Below are 17,447 nucleotides of genomic sequence, written 5' to 3'. Positions count from 1 at the left end.
AACAGGAAAGAGACCGTGAAACAAATCTTTATATAAGAAAACAGGCACCTCTCCAAGACATCAGGAGACAGTGTACAGCTTATGATGGGGAAGCGTAGTATGCCTGGTACTTTCTTCTCATTACTCATATTATACCAGACTATTTCTATACACATCATTATACATGAATACGATAACCTGGTACAACATGACGTATCTTTCTACTCCGGAGCGTGCTGGATTCTCCGACGCCTACCTCAGTCGAGGGAAGAAGAGAGGGCAAAATTGGCACGCAAGCCCCAAAACTGGCCTCAGAATGCCGTTCTGACAATCATACTTTCTTCCCACTTGTGCAACACTTCCACCCTTATATCAGAGCTGTTGCAAAGCAGCGAGTCCAGGGCGGAGGTTTTGAGGCATTGCTCCAAATCCTCCTGAAGGGAGGCTGCCCTGAACAGTTCCGCGTATTTACTCGACTTTACAACAGCTCTGATTCTTAAACATTACGACGTCCGAGTAACGCAATCCGGATAATTTTTCTCTCAATAGTATTACGCTGGTAATCATTAAATTTGATACATGACAATTACCAGGTTGAGGGATGGCAAAACCATAAATTCATCATCATAAGGATATGCAAACGCAGCAACAACTCCTGGAAGGCTGCCAATAGCCGAACATAAAGACATGACTTTCCCTCATGCGATAGAACTGGAACATCTTGAGTTCAACAGATAGGCGAGACGAGCAAAGGCGACAAAGTGGGAAAAACCGCGCCTTTGTCGCCTTGTCCTATGTGCCAGGTATCGATGCGAAACAAATTGATGCTAAGAGAGGGGCTTCCTCCTATGACCGCTTTCCGATAAGCCAGCAAACGGCTGCAATGATCAGGAATACCACCCCTATACCGCCAAAGTTCAACAGAAGTTTATTAGCGATCTCTGGCATCGTGGCCTGAGTATTGGCTATGAAGCTAACAACGATGAAAATAATACCCGTACCAGCTAAGTAAATTGCTAATCTGCGCAACATAATGTCGAATCCTTTCAAGTCGTGAGAATACGAATAGAGAGCATTTATTTTCATAAATGCATTTATCCATCTGGGTAGATTCAGAGAGAGGATTTTCAAGCGGTATGCAAAGAAGCTCAGACTAGCCACTAAAGGGAATCTCCTACACACTTTGTCGCGTCCTTATCATCGCCTTATCGGCATCCTGTGGTGTGGAGACCCTTCATTGCTCATAGCAGCGGCACACGTCCTGATAGCCACAGGTATCGCCAGGCGCTATCCAGAGATTCTGCTAATTAAGATAGAGCTTAAGCCTTGCCTCAGTATTGGCCATCATCTTGTTCGGCGCTACCCACCAGAAGCTCTTATGTAGAGTATTTCAATCTCTCTCGCATTTTTAAAAAGGGAACGCTAGAAGTAGACGAAGAATCTCGGGGAGCACTTTTTCCATTCGTTCCGAGCTCCTGCATATTGTTTGAAGAGTGCTAGATGTACTGCGGCCATATGTTCCCTTTTAGGGCAAGCTCATTGCGAATCTGCATCGAGAGTCCTTTGCAAGAGTAGACATATCCTGGTTGGGCGTCGCAGGCAAAAGGCCAGTGTTTCCATACAGCTTGATCGACGAAGAGAGAGAGCTGATCCACTTATTCCGTGGTAAGGACAGTATTACATTTTTCCCATGTTCAATCTATGAAGTATCTCACAAAAGCCCAGCAGAAAGCCCTCGGTTCAGCAAACCCGAGTTTTTAGATGGCTCATCTCCAACCTAAAATCGCAAAGCTTGCGTTGGATGTCCCGTCATATCAAGCTAATTTAGAGTACGAGTAACGAAAAAGTGTATATGACGCTCTCTGTCCGAAATGGCTAGAGAACCTTCTCCATTGAGTACGCAGGAGAGCAGGATGCTAGCTGGCGGCAGCCCTAGCCCTCCCGCTTCTGTCCCCCTTGCGCCGGACTCTAGTATGCGCCATTCTTTACTATGGCTCCTCAACTATATCTCATTCTGAAGGATGCATGATGTGATAAGGCTTAGCAAGCTTTGTGCTATTCATACAGCATGCGGCTCCTGATCCTTATGCTCTTCGCGCGGCCCCTGACTTTGGGACTCTTCATCTGTACGCACCTGCCGCAAGCCAAGTCTTTGCCGCACCTCTAAGGAGCGAATCACCGCATCGCGACTGAGTACGCCAACGAGCCGCTCATTCTCGACTACCGGCAGTTGGTTTACATCGCGACCATTCATAAGCACAAGCACATCCTTCATATTCTGCTGGGGCGAGACCACATGTAATTTATCAACCGACTTCATCACAAAGCCTACAGGCGTCTGCGGCCATTCCTCGCGCGGTACGTGCCGAATATCGCTAAGTGTTATCAGGCCGGCCAGGATATCCCCCTGCATGACCAAGGCGGAACGCAGGCCCTGGGGAAGGAAGTATTCATCTACCAGCTTCTGTAAAGAGATATTGGCAGGTACTGTCATCGGATGCGCATTCATCATCTGCGAGACTGTCACATCCTTGAATAAGGTATCGTAGGTGGCCTGGGCACGCACGGATTGAGCCGCCGTCAACAAGAACCAGCCAATAAAACCCAGCCAGATGCCACCGAGCGGATTTCCGCTGAAAAATTGCAGAATCCCCCACAGAATAAAGAGATAAGCCACTAACTGACCAATAAATGTCGCAACCTGGGTAGCGGTTGTGGGCCTGCCGGTTACCTTCCAGACAATAGCGCGCAAAACGCGCCCACCATCCAGCGGGAAACCGGGGATCAAGTTAAAAATGCCAAGCAAAATGTTGGCAGCCGCCAGATACATCAATATAGCCGCCAGTGCCGATTTGCTGCCGCTGGCCAGGACAAAGAACCCGTAGGCAATGCCGCCAATGGCCAGGCTGATCACGGGCCCGATAACGGCCATCCAAAACTCGCCACCGGCCGTGCGCGGCTCTTGCTCGATATTGGAAACTCCCCCAAAGATGAATAAGACAATGCTCTTCACAGACAGCCCCTGCGCACGCGCAACTAACGAGTGTCCCAGTTCATGGAGCAGCACGGAGACAAACAGCAGAATTGCCGAAATGAAGCCCAGCAACAGGTACGTCACCAGCGTCTGACCTGGATAAGCAGAGGGAAACCAGCCCGAAGCTAGCGAGTCGGTCAACAAGACAAGAATAATCAGCCAGCTAAAGTTGACGTATATATCTATCCCGGCAATAGTACCGATACGAAAGGAACCTGGCATAGAATGACTCCTTTACTCTACCGACGCATAAGCACATATAATAACTAATAGACCTGAACATCAGCGGCTGCATGCAGAGCCGCCGTGGCATAAATACAGCTTTTTCAGTGTTAATCCTAAATAAAGCACAAAAGGAGTCTCTCCCAACATGGTAGAATCCCTCTCAGAGCCTGCTTCTCTCGGTCCTCTCAGGATCGCGGTCTGTATCAAGCAGGTACCGCTTCTCTCAGCCCTACGCTTTGATCCTGCCACGCGCCGCATCGTTCGTGAAGGTGTCCCCTTAGAGATCAATGAGCTGGATATCTACGCGATCACCGAAGCGATACGCCTTCGTAATATTCACGGAGGAGAAGTTATCGTCGTGACAATGGGTCCACCTCAAGCACGTGAAGCCCTGGCTACGGCCCTGGCGATGGGAGCTGATAAGGCTTTTCATTTAAACGATCGCGCTTTTGCTGGAGCCGATACGGCCGCTACAGCCCGCGCCTTGGCAATGGCCCTACAACATCTTGACACCAGCTCGCAGCAGGAGATCGATCTGATTATTTGTGGCCGTCACAGTATCGATGCCGAAACGGCCCAGGTTGGGCCAGAAATTGCCGAGATGCTACACTTGCCCCAGATCAGCGCTGTACAACAGCTGGATCTTCAGCTTCAAAATGGCCGACGCGCGTTGCGAGCTCGCCGCGAACTTGACGAGGGCAGCGAACTGCTCAGTGTCCCTCTGCCGGCTCTGGTAACGACGGCCGAAGGAATAAATGAGGGCATATGGCCCGATGAGCACGAAATACGCCGAGCCAGCGAGCAGGCCGGGGAGCGCATTCAGACGATTACTGCTGCAGATCTACAATTCACTCAGTCAGCTAGCTTTGGGCAGGCGGGCTCACCTACCTGGGTTGCGGCTATTGAAGCCGATACCCAGCAACGGGCCGGGCGAATCATCGCCGAAAGCGAGCCAGCAAAAACTGTTGAGGTGCTCATCGCCGCTCTCAGAGAACAGGGATTGCTCACGAAGCCGACAAAAGGCCCGGCTATTTCGCAGAAGAAAACACAGATCCCCTCAGCGCTTCTACAGCCGCGAGAAGCTATCCATTCCGACAGAGCAGTGTGGGTCATCGCCGAACATGCACAGCAGAAGGCGACGGGCAAAGATCAGATACGCCGGACTACGCTCGAACTTTTGGGCAAAGGGCTGGAACTGGCAGCGACGCTGCACGGCGAGTTGGCCACGGTCCTGTTGGGAGGCCCGGGAGTTGCCGAGCAGGCTGCTACGTTGGCAGCGTACGGAGCTGAGCGCATCTATCTTATTGAAGATCCTGCCCTGGCAGACTACACAACCGAAGGCTATACAGCCGCAATAGCTGAGGCTATTCAGCGCTATCAACCAGCCGTCGTCCTCATGGGCTCAACCGCTAATGGACGCGACCTGGCCCCGCGCGTCGCGGCACGTCTTGGGCTCGGCCTCACCGGCGATTGTATTGATCTGGGCATCGACGAACAACAACGCCTGATCCAATACAAACCTGCCTTTGGTGGTAGCATTGTCTCCTCGATTCTCTCCAATACCACTCCTGCCATGGCTACCTTGCGTCCGGGTATGCTCACCTCCGCCGAGCCCGATTTCACGCGTGAGCCCCGGATTGAAGCCGTTGTCGTGGAAGGTATTGCCGAACAAATTCATACACACATCTTAGAGCACACAGATGAGGATACAGGGGTAGCCGATCTTGAGGCGGCCCATACTGTCCTTGGCGTGGGTAGAGGCCTGGGCGAACCCGAGCACTACCAAACCCTATATCAGCTTGCTTCCCTGCTCGATGCCGCCATAGGGGCTACCCGCGCGGTAACTGATCAGGGCTGGCTACCCAGGCAAAAACAGATCGGCTTGACGGGGCGAGCCATCTCGCCACAGCTCTATCTCGCGCTGGGCATTAGAGGAGCATCCGAGCATCTGGCCGGTATTCGTAAAGCAGGTTTTATTGTCTCTATCAATAAAAATAAGCGCGCTGCCATTTTCCGCCATTCAGATATTGGAGTTGTCGGCGATGTCCATGTTCTGCTGCCGCTATTAGTTGAACAACTGCGAGCGATCGAGGGCAAGGAGCCTTAAGCTCCCTGCCCCATCTGGCCCTATAACCTACACATAGGCAATTGAGACCCTCAGTGCAAGCTACTCACCAAGGTATTTCGCCAGGAAATTGGCTATGGCTGGATAAGCGACCAGGCGGTTAGCGCGCTTAATCAGGCCGTGCCCTTCATCTTCAAAACGCAGATACTCAACGGGCACATTGCGCTGATGCAGGGCGCTCACTATTTGTTCAGTCTCACCAATGGGCACGCGTGGATCATTTGCCCCATGCACAACAAAGAGAGGAGCGACAACGCGATCTATAGCATGTATAGGCGATATTTTTTCCAGAAATGCGCGATTCTGCTCCAGGCTCCCATACTCAGCCTCGCGCAGCTTGCGTCGCCAGGGTCCAGTATTTTCCAGGAAAGTAACAAAGTTGGCAATTCCTACGATATCGACGGCCGCCGCCCAGAGCTCGGGATAGGTAGTAATCGCGGAAAGCACCATAAATCCGCCGTAACTCCCGCCCATAACGGCCAGGCGGTGCGGGTCCGCAATACCCTTTTCGGTAAGCCAGAGAGCCGCGTGGCGTAGATCAGCCACTGAATCCATACGCAGTTCCACATCATCGAGGCTCTGATACTCGTAGCCATAGCCTGTGCTCCCACGTACATTGGGCGCGAGAACGCCATAGCCGCACGAGACAAGGTATTGAGTGACGGGATCAAAGATAGGCCGCGTCTGCCCTTCTGGTCCACCGTGCACATTAATCACCACACCCAGGTTGCGTTGTTTGCTCTGCGGCAAATACAGAAAGGCTGGTATTTCGCGCCCATCAAAGGTAGGATAGCGAATCAAAGACGGCGAGACCAAGGCCTTACGTGGGATACCGCCCAGCGAGCTTTGTGTAGTCCGCCGAATAACGCCGTGATCGAAATCCCAGACCCATACGTCCATCGCATCATCGGCCGCAGTCAGGGTAATCGCCAGCTTTGAGCCATAGGGTGACCATACTACCTCATTCACAACGCCGCGCGGCAAGACCGGCCCTCTGAGCTCCTGGCGCTCCTGCCAACCCCGCGAGACGTCAAAGAGCTCTAAGCGCGAACAACCATCCTCATTAATCACCATAGCCATACGCGTGCCATCTTTGGTCAGGGCCAACAACTCGATATCCCAGGAGAGATCCGTCAGATAGGTCATCTGCGATGTTTCAAGATCCAGGTAGGCCAGCGACAGAAACTGGCGATCCCGATTGCTGAGCAAATACAGGCCTCGCCGATCAATTGACCAGGCGGGCAAAAGATGCGCAGCCGCACCTTCGCTGATCTCGGGAACAAGTACCCGTTCCTCTCCGCTAATCGTATCTATAAGGATAAGTTGATTGCGTACATTGGAGTTCTGACGGGAAACCAGTATCTTGGAGCCGTCTGGAGCATAGCCATAGGCATAATTTGAGCCATCCTGGACAAGCATAGCACGAACTTCGCCGCTGGCCATATCGCGCTCATAGATATCAAAATAGCGTGGATCGCGTTCATTACTGCTATATGTAATGCGCTTGCCATCAGGCGACCAGCCGCCAAAAAGATACATTGTATTGGGACGTGCAGTCAGATCGATGAGCTGTGAGCCATCGGCAGCGAGCAAGTAGAGCTGCATCAGTTCATTCCCGCCACTATCTGCAGCTACAAGCAACTCATTGGCTTGCGGAGAAAACGCCGCGCTGGCGACACGCTCTCCACGGAATGTCAATTGTTCAGGCCATAAAGGACGTGGAATATGCTTATCCTCCAGGGACACGCTCCATACCTCGGCCACGCCTGTAATGTTTGTCAAAAAGCTCAGCACGCTTTCATCGGGCGAAAAACCTGGCCCATACGCGGATCTTACATTGAGATAACGTTCAAAGCTATATTGTTTTGTCGTCACACGCAATTCCTCTCGCAATAGTAATTTGTTCAGAAGACAATAAAAGCTCTTTACACGCTCCCCTTTAGCACCTCTCTTAATAGTATAGCGTGCATTTGCCCATAATGCATGCCTGCAAGCCCAGGTTTTCAGCAATAAGTTGCTTCCCGCCTAGTTGTATCCAGTGCAGATATTATAGAGCAAAAGAATGCTGTCAATTTAAGCCATAAAAATTTGAGCTTATTTATTCAGCAGTTAGCGAATTACGCTCAAAAAGTGCGACTTTTTTTCAGAAAAGATGAGAGTTTTGATCAGAAGGATGACGTAATAGTATAGACTGCTATCTTGCCATATTCCTAACCTTATCAAGAAGTGGAATACGTGGTATTGTATCTAATATCCATTTGCGCTAGAGAAAGGAGAGGATGAGACAGCCGCAAAGCAGCGAGATAACAAAACGATTGTATATGCACTATATTCCGGCAAACTCTTTTCGGGTTTATGTTATCTTCAGTGAGGAGAAAACCATTTATGCCAACCGGTAAGAATTTATCTACCCGGCTTCTTCCCCCTCTACTCTGCTTGCTGGCGATGCTGGTAGTTGCCTGCGGAGGCAGCAATCCATCGCCGGGCCAGAGTAATGCAGTGACCAAAGCACCTGACAATAAGCAGATCTATGTCTATCCCATATCCGGAGTCGCCGATATCAAGACCTTTGACCCGGCTATGTCTCTGGACATCCGTTCAATCCAGGCTATTAGTATGGTCTACACAGGTCTGGTAGGGCAAAACGATAAGCTTGAGATTGTCGATCAGCTGGCGCAATCCCACGAGGTTGCATCCGATGGCGTAACCTGGACATTTAAGCTCAAGCCAAATCTGAAATTTAGCGACGGCACCCCCTTAACCTCGCAAGATGTCGTCTACAGCATCAATAGAGCGCTCGATCCAGCTCTTAAATCAGTTCGCGCTAGCAGTTATCTGGGACTCATTAAAGACGCTGACAAATTCAATTCTGGCAAGATTAAGACCCTAATCGGGGATAGCCTGATGGCTCCTGACCCCAATACTGTTGTCATCGTCACAGGTACCAAGGCCGCATATTTTCTTGATACTCTTTCTTATTCCACCTCCTACGTTGTCGAAAAGAGCCTTGTCGATAAATACGGGAATAGCAAATTCACCGATCATCTTACTGAGGGCGGCGGCGCCGGACCCTGGATGGTAGGCAAGTACGATCACAACACGGGTATCGACTTCGTGCCTAATCCTAATTATTATGGGCCCAAGCCACAAATGAAAAAGGTTGTCTTCCCCTTCTACAAGGCTGCTGACACTCCGTACAAGGACTATCAGATCAACCGCCTGAGCTATGCGCTGGTTCCTACCGCCCAGTTGAAAGAGGCCAAGGCCTTGCCCAATGGTCAGTATCACCCGGTGCCCCAGCTTGACATCTACTACTTTGCCATGAACTATCTGACCAAGCCCTTCGACAACATCAAGATTCGCCAGGCCTTTGCCTTGGCCTTGAACAAAGATCTCATCGCCAACAAGGTCTACGAGGGCGCGGCCATTCCGACCAATCACATCATTCCTGAAGGTATGCCTGGCTATAATCCGAATCTCACCGGACCGGGAGGCGTGAAGGATACCAAGGGCGATCCTGAGATGGCCAAGAAATTGTTCCAGGAAGGCTTAAAAGAAGAAGGCCTGACCCTGAGTACGCTCCCGCCAATTACTGTGAACGTCTCTACTGAGGGCTCGCAGGCTGCCCGCAACGAAATCGCCGTCGAACAGCAGATGTGGCAAAGCGTCCTTGGCGTTAGCGTCAAGATTAACGATATCGAGTTCAGCAAGCTGCTTGATGACATTGGTACGGCGCAAAATAGCTCCAAAGGCTTGATGATGTGGTATGTAGACTGGATCGCCGACTATCCCGATCCCCAGGACTGGACCACTCTGCTCTTTGATAAGGGCTCATCGCAGAACAACATGAACTATGGCCAGAACAATACGCCACAGGCAGCGCAGCAGCAGGCTAATCAGAAGCTAATGGAACAGGCTGATATCAACCAGAATCAGACTGAGCGCATGCAGCAATACAATCAGGTTGAACAGCAGATGGTCAACGATGTGGCCTGGCTGCCCGTCTACCAGAACGTCCAATCTATTGTACGCAAACCTTGTGTTGTTGGCATGACCGATGTCCCAACCATCGCACCGCCGCCGGACGACTGGGCCAACGTTTACATCTCTACGGCAACACCATGTGCTGATACCTCCAGCTATCAATAACTTGCGGTTATAGGTAGCTCTCTGCTGTTATCTTGCTAGAACAGGCCGGGAAAGATAGACTCTCAAAAAAGAGAGCTTCTTCCCGGTCTTATTTTGTGCCCTGTCTGTTATCTCTCCCCGTATACGACGCTTAATTCTCTTCTCCCGTATTGACTCATGAATATTTATATTGCATACTATCTTTGATCCAAATTATTTACCTAAATCGCTCATATAACCCATCGATCCGTTCTTATCACCTTGAGGATGCAGGCGAGCACACCGCCGTAGGCGGCCGGCCCTTGCATCCTCATTTGTTTCACCCGTCACGCCAACCTTGACAGAGCACTAATCATTAAGTTTAATGAAAGAGGCGCATATGAAAGAATCCGGAGCAGAGAAGTTGTCAGCAGTTTCTCATCTGAAGAGGGATTTCTGGTATTATTGGACTGGTCAAACCATCTCAAATCTTGGCAGCTCGATCACCATTTTCGCCTTGCCCTTACTTGTGTATAAGCTCACCGGTTCGGCGATTAACCTGGGCATCACTACGGCGGTCAATCTGCTGCCATATTTGCTCTTTGGCTTAGTGCTGGGCGCCTGGACTGATAGAGTGGATCGCAAACGCTTAATGCTGTTTACGGATATCGCGAGAGCTGCGGTCATTGCTACAATTCCTATCTTCGCCCGCTTCGGTCTGCTTTCCGTCTTGTGGATCTACGCGGTAGGCTTTATACACTCAACGCTCACCATCTGCTTTGATGCAGGCGAATTTGCCGCCATCCCCAGTCTGGTCAAACAGGACGATCTGGTCACAGCCAACGGGCGCATTCAGGCCAGCTACTCGGCAGCCAGCATCGCCGGTCCACTTCTGGCCGGCCTGTTCATTACGCTTTTACCGCTGACCAGTTTTATGTATCTGGATGCCGGCTCATTTCTTATTTCTGCCTGCTCGCTACTGCTCATTAAAGTCAGCTTCAATGCAGAAGCTGCGGGCCAGAGAAAGCAGAAACATATCCTTAACGACATTATGGAAGGATTACGTTATGTGTTCAGCCAGCCAGTTTTGCGCAATATCTCGATCATGATGGCTCTGGTAAACTTTGTGGATATCACCACCAATGCTCAGCTTATTTTGTTTGCCAAGCAGCGGTTGCAAGCCAACGATACGCAAGTGAGCTGGCTCTATGCAGCGGGTAGCCTGGGTATCGTTGCGCTCTCGCTCCTGGCCGGTCCCCTGCGCAAGCGCTGGTCCTTTAGCCCGGTTGCCCTGGGAGCGCTTATGCTTGCCGGATTGTTTACAGTGGCCTTCGCCTTCACACCCTGGTACTGGCTGGCTTTTATCCTGTGGGCTATATCATCCGGGCTGGGCATCCTCTTCAATATTAATACCGGCAGCCTGCGCCAGATGATCACGCCAAATCATTTGCTGGGACGCGTGACGAGCGTGGCAAGGGTGCTGGCCTGGTCAGCGATCCCGCTTGGCTCAATGGTCGGTGCCGCCGCCATTGCCTGGACTGGCAATATTGTTCTTGTCTATAGCTTGATTGGTATTCTCACCTTCCTTATCGCCTTTAGCTTCTCCTTTACAGCCCTGGGCCATGCAGAGCGCTACTTGCCAACAAAAGAAGAACAGGCCCCTGTAGCAAGCGAAAGCGGGTCATAAGCGCTGGCAGCTATAAGGATTATCAGATCAACCATCTGAGCTAGGCTGAGCTACATACTGCCCAGCTTAAAGGGGAAAAGGAGCAATTATCTTTATGAATAGAGTCGGCTTCGGCCATCAATTTGGTCAATATCGCCTCAAACGCAGCATCGGGAGTGGCGGTTTTGGCACGGTTTATCTTGCCGAGCACATCCAGTACGGCACACAGGTAGCTCTTAAGCTGCTAGCAACTGCGGGCGTAAGTGAGGAAGATATTCGGCTCTTCCAGCATGAGGCGGATCTGCTGCGGGGCCTGAACCATGCCCATATCGTTCATGTGCTAGATTTTGGCATGGAAGGCAAGACGCCCTTTCTGGTAATGGAATATGCTCATAGCGGTGCGTTTGCTTCCCGTTATCCTAAAGGCGTCGTTTTCCCGCCTGCGCGTGCCGCTGTCTACGTGCGCCAGGTAGCCAGCGCATTGCAATTTGCGCATGATCGGGGAGTGATCCACCGCGATGTAAAGCCGCAGAATATCCTGTTTGGTGTAAACGACGAGGCATTGTTGAGCGATTTCGGCCTGGCAATTATGAGGCGCGAGGGAGCAGACGAGGCCGACGATCCCTATCGAGGCGCGGGAACGCTGGCTTTTATGCCTCCCGAACAATTTGCTGGACAGGCTGTTGCGGCCAGCGATCAGTACGCTCTGGGAGTGACGGCGTATGCCTGGATCTGTGGAGAGATGCCTTCCGCATCTCTGCGTGAGAAGATACCAGCCTTGCCAGAGGCCATTGAGCAGGTTATCCGGCGCGCTTTGGAGAAGCGCCCGGAGCAGCGTTTTGCCAGCATCATAGCCTTCGCTGACGCACTGGAGGAGGCATGCCGGCCAACGCCAACCTTTTTCGCCTTGCCCTCAGGCTGGCGCGCGGATGCCAACTTGTGGGGGCAGCAGGGGCTAATATTGAGCGACGCGCGTCTCTACCCGGAAGCGCTCAATGCCTGCAACCAGGCCCTGACCCTTGCTCCACACTATGCGGATGGCTATGCGCTGCGTGGATCGATCTATCACCACCTCAACGATTATGAGCGCGCTATCGCTGACCTGACGCACGCTATCGAACTGGACCCCAACGACAGTACGGCGTATCGCTATCGAGCGCTGGTTTACGATGATCTCGAACAATACGATCAGGCCATTAAGGATTACGGGCGCGTCCTGGAGCTGAGCAGCACAGATGTAGTTACGTATAACAACCGCGGCATGGCTTATATGAATCTGGGCCAGTATCCCAACGCCCTTGCGGATTTCGATAGCGCCATCGCTCTTTTTCCCCGCTATTATCGCGCTTATGTGAATCGCGCTCTGACGCATCTTGAGATGCAGGAGAACGAGCTAGCCCTGGCCGATTGTCAGCGAGCGCTGGAACTAGATCCTTCTCAAGTTGATATCTATGGCTATCAAACAGAGGTTTACAGCCGGTTGGGCAAACTGGATCAGGCCCTGGCCGATTGTCAGCGCGTGCTGGCTCAGCATCCAGGAGATATGCGGGCCCTCCTGGCTCGCGCTATGGTCTATCTCTGGTTGGAGGATCATGATAGGGCACGCAAGGATCTCTATCGCGTGATTGAGCAGGCACCAGCAGAGGCCGCACTCTGGTTTTGTCTTGGCCGTATCTCCTATGAGGAGAAGCAATATGAGCAGGCGCTTCAGGAGTGTAGTCGGGCGCTAGAACTGAATGCCAAACACCAGGATTCGTATAAGTTTCGCGCAATGTCTCGTTTCCGCCTGGGTCAGTATCAGGAGGCACTTGAGGACTATGCTCAGGCGCTGCGGCTCAAGCCTGGCGATGCTCAGGCCTGGATTAATCGCAGCTTGCTCTATGCGGTACTCGACAAGTATGAGCTGGCCTATGAGGATAATCGGCGCGCGGCAGAACTGAGGCCGGATATTGATAGCTTCTGGCTCAGCCTGGGTCTGCTCTCCGCCGCGCTAGGAAAATATGAGCGAGCCATCGACGAGTTCAATCACTTGCTAGCATTGGAGCCGCAGAGCGCCAACGCCTACCTCCAGCGTGGCGACGCCTATGCTAAACTCCATCGGCACGAAGAGGCGCTGACAGATTTTCAGCAAGCATGGGCGCTTGATGACAAGTTGGCCGCCGCGCTCGTCTCCGCCGCCAAAGCCTGCACCGCGCTTAAACGCTATGACATGGCGAGAAAATATCTGCGCCAGGCGCTGGATCTTGCGCCTGGTGATGCCTCGGTCTACGATGCGCTGGGCTATTTCTCTTTGTGCCTGAAAGAGTATGACACGGCTATTGATGCCTATAGCTACTCATGCGAAATTGAGCCAGAGAACTGGCTCTACTACGACAATCGAGGTCAGGTCTTTTATGCCCAGGGAGATGCTGAGCGCGCGCTTGCCGATTTTAATAAAGCCCTGACATGTGAACCAGACGATGGCGCCCCCTACCTCCATCGTGCCTGGATTTACGCCGGGCGCGGTGCATATCAGCAGGCGCTCAACGATTGCGAGAAAGCGCTTAGCGAGCATACCAGCGCTTCCGGCTACGCGTATCGTGCGCGTGTCTATTGCTGGCAGGATGAGTATGAGCAGGCGCGCGCCGATTGCTTACACGCTCTGGAACTCGACGGGCATTGCCAGCAAGCCTATGCAGTGCGCGGCCTGATCGCCTACAGAGAGGGCAACTATCATGATGCCCTGCGCGATTTCAAGCGCGCGCAAAACGGAGAGGAGCCTGTTTTCTGGATCGAGGAAGTGTATGCTGATTGCACCCGGCGCATAGAACAACTATAATCTTCGCTGGCGAATTTAAGAGCAGCACCGAGTCAGCCAATTCCTCTCCCGCCATTCGAGAGCGGAGGAATTAGCCTACCGTATGACCCGGAGAGTTGTGGAGGGTCAAGAAGCTAATGGTTTTTTGACCCTCTCTGTGGAACTGCTTTTAGCAGAAAAGCCCGGCTAGCAAGCGGGTCATAAGCGCTAGCTTTGCGCTCACAACCCGCTAACTCTGCCATATCGGCAATAGAGAGTCTTGCTTACTGCTCAATGCCGCGCATGCTCAACTGCACGCGCCCACGCTGCATATCTACTTTGAGCACACGGACCTGCACAACCTGGCCCACTGAGACGATACTGAGCGGATCTTTGACAAAACGGTCGGCCATCTCCGAGACATGCACTAGGCCATCTTGCTTAACACCAATATCGACAAAGGCACCAAAGTCTACGACGTTACGTACGGTGCCCTGCAAGACCATGCCGGTCTGCAAATCTTCCATCTTCAGGACGTCATGGCGCAGAATAGGCGCTGGCAGAGCGTCGCGTGGATCAAGGCCGGGCTTCTCAAGGTTTTCCAGAATGTCCTGTAGCGTTGGAAGTCCGACACCGATCTTTTTGGCAAGATCCGACCAGGCTGCCTGCTCACAGCCTCCGCCGGCAGACTGGTTGCGCTTGCTGCGCCCCAAGCTGTTTTGCAGCTTTACCAGCTGGCGAAATTGGGTGATACGTTCTGAAGGGCGAGCCGTCTTCTCGCCGGGCAACATATCTAATAGAGCGCGTGCCGCATTATAGCTCTCTGGATGGATAAAGGTATTATCAAGCAATTCGTTGCCATTAGCAATCTTGAGGAAACCAGCGGCCTGCACAAAAGTGGCAGGTCCCAGACCTGGCACCTTATGCAGCTCTTCACGCGATTTAAAGGGTCCGTTGGCCTCACGGTACTTGACAATCGCATTCGCCACCCGCGTATTGATGCCCGAAACGTGCTTTAGCAAAGCTGCAGAGGCCGAGTTGACTTCCACGCCAGCAAAGTTTACGCACGACACCACAACGCGGTCCAGCATGGCTGCCAGATCTTTCTGATCCACATCATGCTGATAGAGCCCAACGCCAACCGCCTTTGGATCGATCTTCACCAGTTCGGCCAGAGGATCTTGCAGGCGGCGCGCAATCGAGATCGTGCCGCGCTGGGTAGCGTCAAGGGTCGGAAACTCTTCGCGCGCCGCCTCCGAAGCCGAGTAGACCGAAGCGCCGGCCTCATTCACAATCATATAGCCCGTCTGCCTGGTTTTCCCTTTTTCGCTCTCCAGATCCTTAATCAGCGCCGCAACTAACTGCTCAGTCTCGCGCGAAGCTGTGCCGTTCCCGATAGCAATAATCTCTATCTGATAGTGTTCTAGCAGCTTGCGCAGGAGATCGCGAGCCTTATCGGCCTGGTGGAGATACATGGTATCCGATATGATATATTTGCCTGTTTCATCCACGACAGCCAATTTACAACCAGTACGAAAGCCGGGATCGATGCCCAGCACTTTTTTGCCACGTAAGGGCGGCTGAAGCAAGAGATTGCGCAAGTTTGCCGCAAAGATATTGATCGCGTGCTCTTCGGCCTGCCGCGTCAACTCCATGCGCACCTCGCGTTCCATGGCCGGAGCCAGCAGCCTCTTGTAGCCATCTTCCATGGCTTCGGAGAGAATAGAGGCGAATGGCGAGCTAGCTTTAACTGGATAGTGTTGCGTGATATAAGCTTTAGCCTGCTCATAGGACAGCGAGACGCTGACGCGCAAGACATCTTCGCGCTCAGCCCGATTGAGGGCCAGAACGCGATGCGGCACCAGCTTCGTTACGTCTTCGTTGAAATCGTAGTATAACTGATAGACGCCTGTGGGATCTTTTTCTGCCAGCTTCTCGGGATCTGCAGCCTTAGCTCCCACTGTTGAGCGCTTGAAGAAAGATGAGCGCATGCTCCCACGCACATTGGCATCTTCAGAAATAATCTCGGCGACGATATCGCTGGCTCCGGCGTACGCCTCCAGGCTGGTCTCGACCCCTTTTTCAGCATCAAGAAAAGGTTTGGCATGCTTTTCTAAAGCTGCCTGCGCATCGCCTGCTATTTCAAGCTGCTGCAGGATAACCTCAGCCAGGGGCGCAAGCCCTTTCTCGCGAGCGACGCTGGCCCGCGTCTTGCGCTTGGGCCGATAGGGTAAATAGAGATCCTCAACCTCTTGCAAAGTCTTAGCTGCACTGATGGCGGCGGCGAGTTCTGGCGTTAGCTTGCCCTGTGTCTCGATGAGACGATGCACATCCTGCTTGCGCTCATGCAAGGCGCGCAAGGACGCGGTACGATCCGCAATGGCCTGGATCTGCACTTCGTCCAGGCTGCCGGTCACTTCCTTACGATAGCGCGCGATGAAGGGAATAGTATTGCCCTCATCCAGCAAAGCAATCGTGCGCGCAATCTGCCCGCTCGACAAACTCAATTCGGAGCTGAGCGTCTGCGCGATATCTGTAACAGCTAAAGATGAGTCTTCCGGTGTCGTAGCTATTGAAGTTGCGTTATTCTGTTCAGTAGCCAAAAAACGTTGCCTACCTTCCTTACTGCCTCATAATGGCTCGTACAAAAATTCCATGGATATAATAATGAGGCTTTTTCGGCTGACTTTCAATGAAATAGCACATGTGGATGAGCAGACCGGCAAGACACAACTTACTCTTGCTTTCTTCTAATTCTTTTACTCGTTTTACGTTTCTAGATAAAATCGTTCAAATCTTTGCCCGATATGCGTTAACTCTGCCAGTATCGAACGCGTCAAGCTCACCTTCTCGTATCCATTGACGAACCGTCTTAGGATGGACGCGCAGCTCTTCAACAGTTAACCTGCTGATCGGGCATAACAGCAGGCCTCCTTAGTCAGTTTTCCCCTCGTCAAGAAAGTTCTCAAGGTCCTTCCGTTCGATACGCCAGTTAGCTCTATTTTTTGTACCTATATTGGTAGCTTTCAGCCGCTTCGCTTTGATCCACTGATAGACAGTTTTGACATTTACCTGCAGTTCCTGGGCTACCTGTTCTACTGTGAGTAGATCTGTCATCCGGGTCAACCCTCTTGTTTTTAGATTTATCGCTTGAAGCTTGCAGCCTCATAAAGAGAATCTCTACACGTCTCAATAGACGCCTATCGGGCTTTGAAAGAAAGACTTATTTATCCTCATCCAGCGGGCGTAGCTCGTTTAACTGATCAAGATCAGATTTGCGATAATAGATTGTCCGCGAAATACCCTTCGCATATCTTTTAATGCCATTCTTCTGGGCTTTTTTACGCAACGTCTCCCTCGAAATGCCTCCTAGATATTGACGAGCCTCTTCAATAGTATAGTACTCGTCTCCATCTATCGATATTGGCATAATTGTATCAGGCCTCCTTTACTAAGTATACGTAAGTATACGTTAATGGACAGATTCACGCAATAGATTAGAAATTTCTCAAAGATTATTATTTATAAGTATATA

The 17,447-nt window shown here is 51.8% G+C and carries 11 protein-coding genes; 5 read left to right on the top strand and 6 right to left on the bottom strand.

The window, feature by feature from the left end:
• Positions 1-825: 825 nt before the first annotated feature.
• Positions 826-1,011: a hypothetical protein gene (locus EPA93_RS42060; protein WP_129893286.1), complete on the bottom strand. Its 186-nt coding sequence runs from the start codon at positions 1,009-1,011 to the stop codon at positions 826-828.
• A 151-nt stretch (positions 1,012-1,162) separates the two neighbouring features.
• Here EPA93_RS42060 and EPA93_RS42055 point away from each other — a divergent pair, with 151 nt between their 5' ends.
• Complete coding sequence (locus EPA93_RS42055) at positions 1,163-1,363, top strand: hypothetical protein (protein ID WP_129893285.1); 201 nt, start codon at positions 1,163-1,165, stop codon at positions 1,361-1,363.
• Between the two features lie 675 nt (positions 1,364-2,038).
• On the opposite strand, the gene EPA93_RS42050 is transcribed toward EPA93_RS42055, so the two are convergent.
• The gene (locus EPA93_RS42050) at positions 2,039-3,235 is read right to left on the bottom strand and encodes a site-2 protease family protein (RefSeq protein WP_129893284.1); all 1,197 of its coding nucleotides are present in this window, start codon (positions 3,233-3,235) and stop codon (positions 2,039-2,041) included.
• 148 nt (positions 3,236-3,383) lie between these two features.
• On the opposite strand from EPA93_RS42050, the gene EPA93_RS42045 reads away from it, so the two are divergent.
• On the top strand, positions 3,384-5,345 hold the full coding sequence (locus EPA93_RS42045; protein ID WP_129893283.1) for an FAD-binding protein: 1,962 nt from the start codon (positions 3,384-3,386) through the stop codon (positions 5,343-5,345).
• A 60-nt stretch (positions 5,346-5,405) separates the two neighbouring features.
• Here the strand turns inward: EPA93_RS42045 and EPA93_RS42040 are convergent, their stop codons facing one another.
• Complete coding sequence (locus tag EPA93_RS42040; protein ID WP_129893282.1) at positions 5,406-7,238, bottom strand: S9 family peptidase; 1,833 nt, start codon at positions 7,236-7,238, stop codon at positions 5,406-5,408.
• 510 nt (positions 7,239-7,748) lie between these two features.
• On the opposite strand from EPA93_RS42040, the gene EPA93_RS42035 reads away from it, so the two are divergent.
• The 3 genes from EPA93_RS42035 (at position 7,749) to EPA93_RS42025 (ending at position 13,954) form a co-directional block, all read left to right on the top strand.
• Entirely contained in the window at positions 7,749-9,512 is a 1,764-nt protein-coding gene (locus EPA93_RS42035) for a peptide ABC transporter substrate-binding protein (protein WP_129893281.1), read from the top strand.
• A gap of 358 nt (positions 9,513-9,870) precedes the next feature.
• The gene (locus EPA93_RS42030; protein WP_165423752.1) at positions 9,871-11,157 is read left to right on the top strand and encodes an MFS transporter; all 1,287 of its coding nucleotides are present in this window, start codon (positions 9,871-9,873) and stop codon (positions 11,155-11,157) included.
• 94 nt (positions 11,158-11,251) lie between these two features.
• Positions 11,252-13,954, top strand: a complete 2,703-nt coding sequence (locus EPA93_RS42025) for a serine/threonine-protein kinase (RefSeq protein ID WP_129893279.1) — start codon at positions 11,252-11,254, stop codon at positions 13,952-13,954.
• 242 nt (positions 13,955-14,196) lie between these two features.
• Here the strand turns inward: EPA93_RS42025 and EPA93_RS42020 are convergent, their stop codons facing one another.
• The 3 genes from EPA93_RS42020 to EPA93_RS42010 all read right to left on the bottom strand — a co-directional run bounded on the left by EPA93_RS42020 (position 14,197) and on the right by EPA93_RS42010 (position 17,342).
• The gene (locus tag EPA93_RS42020) at positions 14,197-16,515 is read right to left on the bottom strand and encodes a Tex family protein (RefSeq protein ID WP_242527243.1); all 2,319 of its coding nucleotides are present in this window, start codon (positions 16,513-16,515) and stop codon (positions 14,197-14,199) included.
• Between the two features lie 331 nt (positions 16,516-16,846).
• Positions 16,847-17,029, bottom strand: coding sequence for a helix-turn-helix domain-containing protein (locus EPA93_RS42015; protein WP_129893278.1), 183 nt, complete (start codon positions 17,027-17,029; stop codon positions 16,847-16,849).
• A 106-nt stretch (positions 17,030-17,135) separates the two neighbouring features.
• A complete protein-coding gene (locus EPA93_RS42010) occupies positions 17,136-17,342 on the bottom strand; it encodes a helix-turn-helix domain-containing protein (protein WP_129893277.1) in 207 nt (68 codons plus the stop codon).
• Positions 17,343-17,447: the final 105 nt, after the last annotated feature.

Origin of the sequence: Ktedonosporobacter rubrisoli (assembly GCF_004208415.1) — a bacterium.
Classification (GTDB): domain Bacteria; phylum Chloroflexota; class Ktedonobacteria; order Ktedonobacterales; family Ktedonobacteraceae; genus Ktedonosporobacter; species Ktedonosporobacter rubrisoli.
Note: the sequence above shows the minus strand (reverse complement) of the source record. Positions and strands in the feature narration are given on the sequence as shown.

What these genes read in the sequence shown, in the direction of transcription:
- EPA93_RS42015 (WP_129893278.1), bottom strand. Translation starts at nt 17,029, where the DNA reads ATGACAGATCTACTCACAGTAGAACAGGTAGCCCAGGAACTGCAGGTA.
- EPA93_RS42025 (WP_129893279.1), top strand. Translation starts at nt 11,252, where the DNA reads ATGAATAGAGTCGGCTTCGGCCATCAATTTGGTCAATATCGCCTCAAA.
- EPA93_RS42045 (WP_129893283.1), top strand. Translation starts at nt 3,384, where the DNA reads ATGGTAGAATCCCTCTCAGAGCCTGCTTCTCTCGGTCCTCTCAGGATC.
- EPA93_RS42030 (WP_165423752.1), top strand. Translation starts at nt 9,871, where the DNA reads ATGAAAGAATCCGGAGCAGAGAAGTTGTCAGCAGTTTCTCATCTGAAG.
- EPA93_RS42035 (WP_129893281.1), top strand. Translation starts at nt 7,749, where the DNA reads ATGCCAACCGGTAAGAATTTATCTACCCGGCTTCTTCCCCCTCTACTC.
- EPA93_RS42050 (WP_129893284.1), bottom strand. Translation starts at nt 3,235, where the DNA reads ATGCCAGGTTCCTTTCGTATCGGTACTATTGCCGGGATAGATATATAC.
- EPA93_RS42060 (WP_129893286.1), bottom strand. Translation starts at nt 1,011, where the DNA reads ATGTTGCGCAGATTAGCAATTTACTTAGCTGGTACGGGTATTATTTTC.
- EPA93_RS42010 (WP_129893277.1), bottom strand. Translation starts at nt 17,342, where the DNA reads ATGCCAATATCGATAGATGGAGACGAGTACTATACTATTGAAGAGGCT.